We start from the raw sequence: 11,966 nt of genomic DNA, 5'->3' as shown, positions 1-11,966 counted from the left end.
TTAGAAAAGGATTCAATCATGACGACGCAATTCTCAACGCCGGTAGTCACCTCTATGCAGGTTATCCCGGTGGCCGGTCACGACAGCATGCTGATGAATCTCAGCGGCGCGCACGCGCCGTACTTCACCCGCAATATCGTGATTATTAAAGATAACTCGGGTCACACCGGGGTGGGCGAAATTCCTGGCGGCGAGAAAATCCGCCAGACCCTGGAGGATGCCGCGGCGCTGGTTGTCGGCAAAACTCTCGGCGAATACAAAAATGTGCTGGGTGCCGTTCGCCAGCAGTTTGCCGACCGCGATGCCGGCGGCCGCGGTTTGCAAACCTTTGACCTGCGTACCACTATTCATGTGGTAACCGGGATTGAAGCGGCGCTGCTGGACCTGCTTGGGCAGCACCTTGGGGTGAACGTGGCTTCACTGCTGGGCGACGGGCAGCAGCGTAGCGAAGTGGAAATGCTTGGCTATCTGTTCTTCGTCGGCAACCGTCAGGCCACGCCGCTGGCCTACCAGAGCCAGACGGATGAGAAGTGTGACTGGTATCGGCTGCGCCACGAAGAGGCCATGACCCCGGACGCCGTCGTGCGCCTGGCGGAAGCGGCCTATGAGAAGTACGGCTTCAACGATTTCAAACTCAAAGGCGGCGTGCTGGCCGGCGAGGAGGAGGCCGAGTCTATCGTCGCGCTGGCGAAGCGCTTCCCGCAGGCGCGGGTAACGCTTGACCCGAACGGCGCCTGGCTGCTCGACGAAGCCATCGCCATTGGTAAACAGCTGAAAGGCGTGCTGGCCTACGCGGAAGATCCGTGCGGGGCCGAGCAGGGCTACTCCGGCCGTGAGGTGATGGCTGAATTCCGCCGCGCGACCGGTCTGCCGACGGCGACCAATATGATTGCCACCGACTGGCGGCAGATGGGGCACACCCTGTCGCTGCAGTCGGTTGATATCCCGCTGGCCGATCCGCACTTCTGGACCATGCAGGGATCGGTGCGGGTTGCCCAGATGTGCCATGAGTTTGGCCTGACCTGGGGTTCGCACTCCAATAACCATTTTGATATCTCGCTGGCGATGTTCACCCACGTTGCGGCGGCGGCACCGGGTAAGATCACCGCCATTGATACCCACTGGATCTGGCAGGAAGGGAACCAGCGTTTGACCCGACAACCTTTTGAGATCAAAGGTGGTATGGTGCAGGTACCTTCGACGCCAGGCCTTGGCGTAGAGCTCGACATGGACCGCGTTATGCTGGCTAATGAGCTGTATAAAAAGCACGGCCTGGGCGCTCGCGACGATGCGATGGCGATGCAGTACCTGATCCCGGAGTGGACGTTTAATAACAAGCGCCCGTGCATGGTGCGCTGAGGACAAACCGGCTCCTGCGGGGGCCGGTCGCTTTTTGCTATCTGGCTTGTGTTCATGTTAAGGACAGCTTATGAAAATAGTCATTGCACCAGATTCATACAAGGAGAGCCTGAGTGCGCTGGGCGTAGCGACCGCGATAGAGCAGGGGTTCAGGGAGATTTATCCCGATGCAGAATACCTCAAGCTACCGGTCGCCGACGGCGGGGAGGGGACCGTCGAAGCGATGGTCGCCGCCACTCAGGGGCATCTGGTGCGGGCTGCCGTTACCGGCCCGCTCGGCGAGCCGGTGAACGCGTTTTACGGCCTTTCCGGCGACGAACGCTGCGCCTATATCGAAATGGCGGCGGCCAGCGGCCTGGAGAGCGTACCGCCGGCGCGCCGTAATCCGCTGCTCACCACCAGCTGGGGGACCGGGGAGCTGATCCGCCACGCGCTGGACAGCGGCGTGAAGCAGATTATTATCGGCATCGGCGGCAGCGCCACTAACGACGGCGGCGCCGGGATGGTGCAGGCGCTGGGCGGCAAGCTGCTGACGGAAGATAATCGGCAGCTAGCGGCCGGCGGCGCGGCGCTGGAGGCGCTGGCGAAGATTGACCTCAGCGAGCTGGATCAACGCTTAACGGATTGCCGCATCGAGGTTGCCTGCGACGTGACCAACCCGCTCACCGGCCCGGAAGGTGCGACGGCGGTATTTGGCCCGCAGAAAGGGGCGACGGCGGAGATGATCGCCCGCCTCGATCGCGCGCTGACGCATTTCGCGCAAATTATTCATCGCGATCTCGGCATTGATGTCCTGCACCTTGAGGGCGGCGGCGCGGCGGGCGGAATGGGCGCCGCGCTCTACGCGTTTTGCGGGGCGAAGCTGCGCCCGGGGATTGAGATTGTGACCGACGCCCTGCACCTCTCGGAGCGGGTGGCGGACGCCGACCTGGTTATCACCGGAGAGGGGCGCATTGACAGCCAGACTATTCACGGCAAGGTGCCGGTTGGGGTGGCTAAGGTGGCGAAAAGCTACAACATCCCGGTGATTGGCATTGCCGGCAGCCTGACTGCGGACGTGGGCGTTGTGCATCAGCACGGACTGGATGCGGTTTTCAGCGTGCTCTATTCGGTCTGCACCCTCGAAGAGGCGCTGGAAAATGCCGCCGATAACGTGCGCATGACGGCGCGCAACGTGGCGGCGATACTGAAAATGGGGCAAAAACTGTAGCCGCGCTCCGCGGGGCCGGGCTGCTGCCTGGGCCCGCAGAGCTGCCGGGGCTAGATGCCCATTAGCTTGCAGGCTTCCCGCGTGACGTTATCCATCTCATCCAGCAGTTCCAGAAGCTCGGGCTCCAGATCTTCGGCGGCGGTTCCCGCGCGCAGCTGGCTCTCGATGGTCTGACACAGCTTCTTCAGCCGCGGCACGCCGCTGTAGCTGCAGCTTCCGTGAAGCTTATGAATCAAATCCAGCAACCCTTCCGGCGCTTCGCCCACCAGCTGCTCTTCAACCTTGTTACGCACCTCTGGCATAAAGGCGATCAGCATCTGCAGCATCTCCCGCGCCAGGTCTGGCTTCATCGCCGCCTGCCGCAGCGCAAGCTGCCAACTGAGGGTCACGTTATGATCGACCGGGGGTTCAACCACTTCGGCCGCCAGCGGGGCGGCGGCGTGCATCCCCGGCTGATAGCGCAGCAGCAGGCTGTGCAGCTTGTCCTCTTCAATCGGTTTTGCCAGGTAATCGTTCATGCCGGCGCTCAGCAGCTTCTCTTTTTGTCCCTCCAGCGCGTGGGCCGTGACCGCGATGACCGGCGTTTGCTGGTGGTGAGGGAGGTGGCGGATGAGCTCGCAGGCGCGAATGCCGTCCATGTCCGGCATCTGAATATCCATCAGCACCAGATCCAGCTGCATCTGCTTGGCCAGCTCTACGGAGCGCTGGCCGCTCTCGCAGAGCGTAACGTTCTGGACCAGGTCCTCCAGCAGCACGCCGATAAGCTTCAGGTTGGCCGGATTATCGTCAACCGCCATCACCGTCATCGGCAGCTTGCTGCTGTCCGTATGCGTCAACATCACCGCGGGCTGCGTCCGACAGGAGGCCGTTAGCGCAGGGAGGAGCCGGGTTGAGGTCAGCGGTTTAAGCAGGCAGGCGGCCACGCCCTCGCGCTTCAGCGCTTCGGCGTTGATCTGCGCGTGGCAGGGGAGCGCGAGAAGTAAATTATCGGCCATCGAACAGGCTTTGGTGAGCTTATCCTTTTGCTGGTTAAGGTCGCGCATGGAAACCGGAATACCGGCCAGCAGAATGTCGTAATGCGCCTCCGGCAGAGCGGAAAACGTCGGGCTGTAGACCACCTCCAGCGGCGTGTTAGCCAGCAGCTCCATCGTGCACTGGGCCGCCGCGGCGTTGGCTTCGATATAGGCCAGCGTTTTCCCCCGCAGGCAGTCGGTCAGCGGGCTGTCGGGAATGGCGTTCGGGTTAAGGTCGAGGCTGATATGGAACCAGAAGGTCGAGCCGCGATTAGGCTGGCTGTGGAAGGAGATATCACCCCCCATCTCCTTCACCAGCCGCTGGGTAATCACCAGCCCCAGCCCGGTGCCGCCGTGACGGCGGGAGATGCTGGCATCGGCCTGGCGGAAGGCCTGGAACAGCCGCGACTGGTCGCGCTCCGGAATGCCGATCCCGGTATCGTGGATTTGAATCTCGATCTGCACCCGGGAGTTGCTGATGGCGCGCTGCTCCACCAGCACGTCGATATTCCCGTGCTCGGTGAACTTGATGGCGTTGCCCACCAGGTTAGTGATGATCTGCTGCAGGCGCAGCGGGTCGCCGATAATATTATCCGGCACGTCATTTTTGATGTTGAGCGTCAGCTCCAGCCCTTTATCGTGCGCCGAGTGCGCCAGCAGGGTCACTACCTCATCCAGCGAATTGCGCAGCAGGAACGGGATGCTCTCGAGAATAAGCTTCCCGGCCTCCAGTTTGGAGAAGTCGAGCACGTCGTTGATGATTGCCAGCAGGTTGTTGGCGGAGCGCTCGATGGTAGTCAGATGATCGCGCTGGGTGGTGTTTAAATCGGTTTTCAGCGTCAGGCGGGTAAAGCCAATCACGCCGTTCAGCGGCGTACGCAGCTCGTGGGACATATTGGCGAGGAACTCTGATTTGATACGCGCGGCTTCCTGAGCGCGTTTTTTCGCCAGATCCAGCTCCACGTTTTGGATCTCCATTTGCTCGAGGGTTTCGCGCAGATCGGACGTCGCCTGATCGATATTGTGCTGCATCTCTTCATGGTAGGCCGCCAGCGACATCGCCATGGAGTTGATGCCGTTCTTCAGCATATCCAGCTCGCCGAGCATAAACCCTTCGACGCGGCTATCCAGCTGCCCGCGGCGAATGCGGTCAACGGTATTCACCATATTGCGGATCGGCCCGGTGACGTCCCGCATCAGCCGCCAGCCGAAAATCAGCGCAATCCCGATACAAAACAGCATCATGACGCTGGAGATAAAAATCTCTTTGTACTGCTGCAGGCGTACCGATTTCAGATCCAGCTCGAGGGCCACGTAGCCCAGCATGTTGCCGGGCATTTTGGCATCGGTCACCGGCGACTCATCGGGCGAATAGCTCTCCGAGATGATAGGGGTACGCAAAATCATCACGTCGCCTTTGCGGGTCACGCTGAGCTGGTGGGGGAACTTTGCCCCTTTTTCCAGCCGCAGCTCGCTGGGGTTAAGCTGAAAATTGGAGGTCACAAAGAGCTTATTTTGCGAATCATAGATCGAAATTGCGCGCACAATATCCGAGTGGCGGCGGTGCAGCACGCTTATCAGCTGCCCGATAGATTCGCGGTTTTGCAAATTCATGCCGTATTCGCTGGAGACCGCCAGAGGCTCGATAATACTGGCTCCGGCGTCTTCCAGCTGCCGCTGCAGGTCGTGATAGCGATGGGCGACGAAGAAAATACTGAGCAGCAAACCAATAAGTACGGTGGGTGCCAGAATAAGAATCATCATGCGAGCACGTAGGCTGTAGTTGGTCATGCGGTTCCGTTATGGGAGAATAAGAGTCAGTATATTTATTGAGACAAATCTCTACGATGGCGCAATTCTACTCTGCAAAACGGCGTGTGACGACGCGCCAGATCATAACCGTTACAGTCAATGACCTCGATCCCTTTGGTCAGGGCGTTGCGCGTCACCAGGGAAAAGCGCTGTTTGTTCGCGGCCTGCTGCCGCAGGAGCAGGCTGAGGTCGTGCTGGTTGACGAGAAAAAACAGTACGCGCACGCCACGGTAAAACGCCGCCTCAACGACAGCCCGCAGCGCCAGACGCCGCGCTGCCCGCATTTTGGCGTCTGCGGCGGCTGCCAGCAGCAGCATGCCAGCGTTGAGCTGCAGCAGCAAAGCAAACGCGCCGCGCTCGGCCGCCTGATGAAACGCGATGTCGATGAGATTATAGCCGCTTCGCCGTGGGGCTATCGTCGACGCGCGCGCCTGAGCTTGAATTATCAGCCAAAGACCCAACAATTACGCATGGGCTTTCGCCAGGCCAGCTCCAACGACATTGTCGAAGTGGTGCAGTGCCCCGTTTTGGTGCCCACTCTTGAGGCATTGCTGCCGGCGGTGCGCGAATGTCTGAGCAGTCTGAAATCCGTGCGTCAGCTGGGCCACGTTGAGCTGGTGCAGGCCGATAACGGGCCGCTGATGGTATTGCGTCATACCGCAGCGCTGCCCGCCGGCGATAAAGAAAAACTGGAACGATTTTCGCAATCTCACGGTCTTTCCCTGTACCTCGCGCCGCAAAGCGAGATACTTGAACATATTAGCGGCGAAGCGCCATGGTATACGTCAGACGGACTACGCTTAGTGTTCAGTCCGCGCGACTTTATTCAGGTTAACGACGGCGTTAATCAGCTGATGGTGCGCACGGCCCTCGAGTGGCTGGATATTCAGCCGCAGGACCGGGTGCTGGATCTGTTCTGCGGAATGGGCAATTTTACCCTACCGCTGGCGCAGCGCGCAGCGCAGGTTGTGGGCGTTGAGGGCGTTCCTGCTCTGGTGGAAAAGGGGCGTGAGAACGCCGCGCTTAACCATCTGCATAACGTCACATTCTTCCATGAAAATCTGGAAGAGGACGTGACGCGCCAGGCCTGGGCGCAGCATGGCTTTGATAAAATACTGCTCGATCCGGCAAGAGCCGGTGCGCCTGGCGTGATGTTACACATTATAAAATTAGCCCCGCAGCGCGTAGTCTATGTCTCCTGTAACCCGGCGACGCTGGCGCGCGATAGCGAACTGCTTTTAGCGGCGGGGTATGAAATCCAACGCCTGGCGATGCTGGATATGTTCCCGCATACCGGGCATCTGGAATCAATGGTGCTGTTTGAGCACAAGCTTGCACAAAATCATACGAATCGCATCGAGGCGGCAGTAGAGTAAATCCTCAGCGGCCCGCTTAGCCCAGAAACTGAGGTGAGCGGACAGGCGCCGACGCGACACGGTTTGCAGGATGACGTGTAAAAGTTGAGGCTTGCCGACTTCGGCAGGCCAGGTCCCTTAAGGAGAGGACAATGGTTGCGGTAAGAAGTGCACATCTAAATAAAGCTGGTGAATTTGACCCGAATAAATGGATCGCGAGTCTGGGAATTTCCAGCCAGCAGTCGTGTGAACGCTTAGCCGAAACCTGGGACTATTGTCGCGAGCAAACGCAGGGGCATCCGCGTGCGGATATCCTGCTATGGCGCGGCGTGGAGATGGTAGAAATTCTCTCCACATTGAGCATGGACATCGATACGCTGCGGGCCGCGATGCTGTTCCCGCTGGCGGACGGTGAGGTCGTCAGCGAAGAGGTGATGCAGGAGAGCGTCGGTAAATCGGTGGTGACCCTGATCCACGGCGTACGCGACATGGCGGCCATCCGCCAGCTCAAGGCCACCCATACCGACTCCGTCTCCTCAGAACAGGTGGATAACATTCGCCGCATGCTGCTGGCGATGGTCGACGATTTCCGCTGCGTGGTCATCAAGCTCGCCGAACGTATCGCCCACCTGCGGGAAGTCAAAGACGAGCCTGAAGATGAGCGTGTACTGGCGGCAAAAGAGTGCACCAATATCTACGCCCCGCTGGCCAACCGTTTAGGGATCGGCCAGCTGAAGTGGGAGCTGGAGGATTACTGCTTCCGCTATCTGCATCCGGACGAATATAAGCGCATCGCCAAGCTGCTGCACGAGCGGCGAATCGACCGCGAACACTACATTGACGAGTTCGTCGGCCACCTGCGCTCAGAAATGAAAACGGAAGGCGTTAAGGCCGAAGTGTACGGTCGGCCGAAGCACATCTACAGCATCTGGCGCAAAATGCAGAAAAAGCATCTCACCTTTGATGAGCTGTTTGACGTGCGGGCGGTGCGTATCGTCGCTGAGCGCCTGCAGGACTGCTACGCCGCGTTGGGGATAGTACATACTCACTATCGTCATCTGCCGGATGAGTTCGATGATTACGTCGCTAACCCAAAACCGAACGGCTACCAGTCTATTCATACCGTGGTGCTCGGTCCCGGCGGCAAAACGGTGGAAATTCAAATTCGTACTCGCCAGATGCATGAGGATGCCGAGCTGGGCGTCGCCGCGCACTGGAAGTACAAAGAGGGTGCTGGCGCAGTGGTGGGCGGCGGCCGCGGTTACGAAGATCGTATCGCCTGGCTGCGTAAGCTGATCGCCTGGCAGGAAGAGATGGCGGATTCTGGCGAAATGCTGGATGAAGTGCGTAGCCAGGTCTTTGACGACCGGGTATACGTCTTTACGCCGAAAGGCGACGTTGTCGATTTACCCGCCGGCTCGACGCCGCTCGATTTCGCCTACCACATCCACAGCGACGTCGGGCATCGCTGCATCGGGGCGAAAATCAGCGGACGCATTGTGCCGTTTACCTATCAGCTGCAAATGGGCGATCAGATTGAAATCATCACCCAGAAGCAGCCCAACCCAAGCCGCGACTGGCTGAACCCGAACCTTGGCTACGTCACCACCAGCCGCGGGCGCTCGAAAATTCACGCCTGGTTCCGCAAGCAGGATCGCGACAAAAATATTATCGCCGGGCGGCAGATCCTTGACGATGAGCTTGAGCATCTCGGCATCAGCCTGAAGGACGCAGAAAAGCATCTGCTGCCGCGCTACAACTTCAACGAGCTGGATGAGCTGCTGGCGGCCATTGGCGGCGGAGATATTCGCCTTAACCAGATGGTCAACTTCCTGCAGGCGCAGTTCAATAAGCCGAGCGCGGCCGAGCAGGATGCGGCGGCGCTGAAGCAGCTGCAGCAGAAGAGCTGGGCGCCGCAGAATCGCAGCAAAGACAACGGTCGGGTGGTTGTGGAAGGCGTTGGTAATCTGATGCACCACATCGCACGCTGCTGTCAGCCGATCCCCGGCGATGAGATCGTCGGCTTTATCACCCAGGGACGCGGGATCTCGGTGCACCGGGCAGACTGCGATCAGCTGGCGGAGCTGCAGTCGCACGCGCCGGAGCGGATCGTGGATGCGGTCTGGGGAGAGAGCTATTCGGCGGGCTACTCGCTGGTGGTGCGCGTGGTCGCCAACGATCGCAGCGGGCTGCTGCGCGATATCACCACCATCCTCGCCAACGAGAAGGTCAACGTGCTGGGCGTTGCCAGCCGTAGCGATACCAAACAGCAGCTGGCCACCATCGATATGAATATCGAAATCTATAACCTGCAGGTGCTGGGCCGCGTGCTCGGCAAGCTGAACCAGGTGCCGGACGTTATTGATGCCCGCCGCCTGCACGGCGGCTAATTTCTCTCCCCTTCACCACCAACCTCTCCCGGCAGGGAGAGGTTGCCTCTGGCTCGGCCCCGGCGCTGCCGGCATCGGGCTGCGGTTTTCTGACTAAACGGGGTGGGTGAGGGGAAATACGCGTAATTTTGCAAGGAATCACCATGACTCAAATCGACCGCCTGCTCGGCATTATGCAACGCCTGCGCGACCCGGAAACCGGCTGCCCGTGGGACAAAGAGCAGACCTTTGCCACCATTGCCCCCTATACCCTCGAAGAAACCTACGAAGTGCTGGACGCTATCGCCCGCGAAGATTTTGACGATCTGCGCGGCGAGCTGGGAGACCTGCTGTTCCAGGTGGTGTTCTACGCCCAGATGGCGCAGGAAGAGGGGCGCTTTGCCTTTGACGACGTTTGCGCGGCTATCAGCGACAAGCTGGAGCGCCGCCATCCGCATATCTTCGGCGATGCCAGCGCCGGTACCAGCAGCGAAGTGCTGGCGCGCTGGGAAGAGATAAAAAGCGCCGAGCGGGCGGAAAAATCCCAGCACTCCGCGCTGGATGATATTCCGCACAGCCTGCCGGCGCTGATGCGCGCGCATAAAATACAGAAGCGCTGCTCGGGAGTGGGCTTTGACTGGACCTCGCTCGGCCCGGTGCTGGACAAGGTGCACGAGGAGATCGATGAGGTGATGCACGAAGTGCAGCAGGCGGTGGTAGATGAAGCTAAACTGGAGGAGGAAGTCGGCGACCTGCTGTTTGCAACGGTCAATTTATCCCGTCATTTAGGCGTCAAAGCCGAAACCGCGCTGCAAAAAGCCAACCTGAAATTTGAGCGTCGCTTCCGCGAAGTTGAGCGCATTGTGAGCGCTCGCGGGCTGGAGATGACCGGCGTGGACCTCGATACCATGGAAGAAGTGTGGCAAGAGGTAAAGCGGCAGGAAACTGATCTCTAACGAGTTTTCGTGATCAAGCGCTATTTGTGTGATTTTTTAAATGACAAGCGCTTGATTTGCGTCAAAAACATTTACCCAAAAGGGGCTATTTTCTCACTCCCTATGTTTGTCATGACCTGGAAAGGAGACGGAGTAATGAAAGTTTGTGGCGCTCGTCGTGTTCGGGTATACTACTTTCCCGTCCTGGTTATTCCATCGTTTCACCCTAACTTCTCAGGTTCAGCATGACAACGAACTATATTTTTGTGACCGGCGGGGTCGTATCCTCTCTGGGTAAAGGCATTGCCGCAGCATCCCTCGCAGCTATTCTCGAGGCCCGTGGGCTTAACGTGACCATGATGAAACTGGATCCGTACATCAACGTCGATCCGGGTACCATGAGTCCTATCCAACACGGGGAAGTGTTCGTTACTGAAGACGGCGCTGAAACCGACCTGGACCTGGGCCATTACGAGCGTTTCATCCGCACCAAAATGAGCCGCCGCAATAACTTCACTACGGGTCGTATTTACTCCGACGTCCTGCGCAAAGAGCGCCGTGGTGATTACCTGGGCGCAACCGTACAGGTTATTCCGCACATTACGAATGCAATCAAAGAGCGCGTGCTTGCCGGTGGCGAAGGTCACGACGTGGTGCTGGTTGAAATCGGCGGTACCGTCGGTGATATCGAATCCCTGCCGTTCCTCGAAGCTATCCGTCAGATGGCGGTAGAAATTGGCCGCGAGCATACCCTGTTCATGCATTTGACCCTGGTGCCATACATGGCAGCAGCCGGTGAAGTCAAAACCAAACCGACTCAGCACTCCGTAAAAGAGCTGCTTTCTATCGGTATTCAGCCAGATATTCTGATCTGTCGCTCCGATCGGGCGGTCCCGGCGAACGAACGTGCTAAAATTGCATTGTTCTGTAACGTCCCGGAAAAGGCCGTTATTTCTCTGAAAGATGTCGATTCCATTTATAAAATTCCGGGCCTGTTGAAATCTCAGGGTCTGGACGATTATATTTGTAAACGATTCAGCTTGAACTGTCCGGAAGCAAACCTGGCCGAATGGGAACAGGTTATCTACGAAGAAGCTAACCCGGCAGGCGAAGTCACCATCGGTATGGTCGGTAAGTACATTGAGCTGCCGGATGCCTACAAATCGGTGATTGAAGCGCTGAAACACGGCGGTCTGAAAAATCGCGTGACCGTTAACATCAAGCTGATTGATTCGCAGGATGTGGAAACGCGCGGCGTTGAAATTCTGAAGAATTTAGATGCTATCCTGATCCCGGGCGGCTTCGGCTACCGCGGCGTTGAAGGTAAGATTGCCACCGCGCGCTTTGCGCGTGAAAACAATATTCCATATCTGGGTATCTGCCTGGGTATGCAGGTTGCGCTGATTGAGTTCGCGCGCAACGTAGCGGGGATGGAGAACGCCAACTCCACGGAATTTGTGCCAGACTGTAAGTTCCCGGTTGTGGCGCTCATTACCGAATGGCGTGATGAAGAAGGCAACGTCGAAGTCCGTACCGAGAGAAGCGATCTCGGTGGCACCATGCGCCTGGGCGCGCAGCAGTGTCAGCTGGACGAAGATAGCCTGGTACGCCAGCTGTACGGCGAGCCGACAATCACCGAGCGCCATCGCCACCGTTATGAAGTCAACAACATGTTGTTGAAACCTATTGAAAATGCGGGCCTGCGCGTTGCGGGCCGTTCCGGGGACGATCAGTTGGTCGAGATCATCGAGGTGCCGAACCATCCGTGGTTTGTTGCCTGCCAGTTCCACCCGGAGTTTACTTCTACACCGCGTGATGGTCATCCGCTGTTCGCTGGTTTTGTGAAAGCGGCAAGCGAGTACCAGAAGCGTCAGGCGAAGTAAAAGAGTTAGAACGGCAATGCACCCATCCGG

The 11,966-nt window shown here is 58.5% G+C and carries 7 protein-coding genes; 6 read left to right on the top strand and 1 reads right to left on the bottom strand.

The genetic code is table 11. From position 1 onward, the window contains the following. Positions 1-18: 18 nt before the first annotated feature. Both gudD and RTE01_RS11880 read left to right on the top strand, forming a co-directional pair. Positions 19-1,359 (top strand): glucarate dehydratase, encoded by a 1,341-nt coding sequence (gudD, locus tag RTE01_RS11885; RefSeq protein ID WP_041146980.1) that lies wholly within the window; start codon positions 19-21, stop codon positions 1,357-1,359. A 70-nt stretch (positions 1,360-1,429) separates the two neighbouring features. After that, positions 1,430-2,569, top strand: coding sequence for a glycerate kinase (locus tag RTE01_RS11880; RefSeq protein ID WP_141335048.1), 1,140 nt, complete (start codon positions 1,430-1,432; stop codon positions 2,567-2,569). A gap of 50 nt (positions 2,570-2,619) precedes the next feature. On the opposite strand, the gene barA is transcribed toward RTE01_RS11880, so the two are convergent. Beyond that, positions 2,620-5,373, bottom strand: a complete 2,754-nt coding sequence (barA, locus tag RTE01_RS11875; protein WP_041146978.1) for a two-component sensor histidine kinase BarA — start codon at positions 5,371-5,373, stop codon at positions 2,620-2,622. A 56-nt stretch (positions 5,374-5,429) separates the two neighbouring features. Between barA and rlmD the strand changes: the two genes are divergently transcribed. The 4 genes from rlmD to pyrG all read left to right on the top strand — a co-directional run bounded on the left by rlmD (position 5,430) and on the right by pyrG (position 11,936). Further along, entirely contained in the window at positions 5,430-6,770 is a 1,341-nt protein-coding gene (gene rlmD, locus RTE01_RS11870; protein ID WP_041146977.1) for a 23S rRNA (uracil(1939)-C(5))-methyltransferase RlmD, read from the top strand. 131 nt (positions 6,771-6,901) lie between these two features. After that, positions 6,902-9,139, top strand: coding sequence for a GTP diphosphokinase (gene relA, locus RTE01_RS11865; protein WP_041146976.1), 2,238 nt, complete (start codon positions 6,902-6,904; stop codon positions 9,137-9,139). Between the two features lie 143 nt (positions 9,140-9,282). Beyond that, positions 9,283-10,074, top strand: a complete 792-nt coding sequence (mazG, locus tag RTE01_RS11860; protein ID WP_041146975.1) for a nucleoside triphosphate pyrophosphohydrolase — start codon at positions 9,283-9,285, stop codon at positions 10,072-10,074. 224 nt (positions 10,075-10,298) lie between these two features. Continuing rightward, positions 10,299-11,936 carry a glutamine hydrolyzing CTP synthase gene (pyrG, locus tag RTE01_RS11855; RefSeq protein WP_041146974.1) on the top strand — a complete coding sequence of 546 codons (1,638 nt, stop codon included), beginning with the start codon at positions 10,299-10,301 and terminating at the stop codon, positions 11,934-11,936. The last annotated feature ends 30 nt before the right edge of the window (positions 11,937-11,966 follow it).

The organism is Klebsiella terrigena (assembly GCF_006539725.1).
In the GTDB taxonomy this organism is placed as follows: Bacteria; Pseudomonadota; Gammaproteobacteria; order Enterobacterales; family Enterobacteriaceae; genus Klebsiella; species Klebsiella terrigena.
The sequence above is the reverse complement of the archived record's forward strand: the minus strand, read 5'-3'. Positions and strand labels throughout refer to the sequence as shown.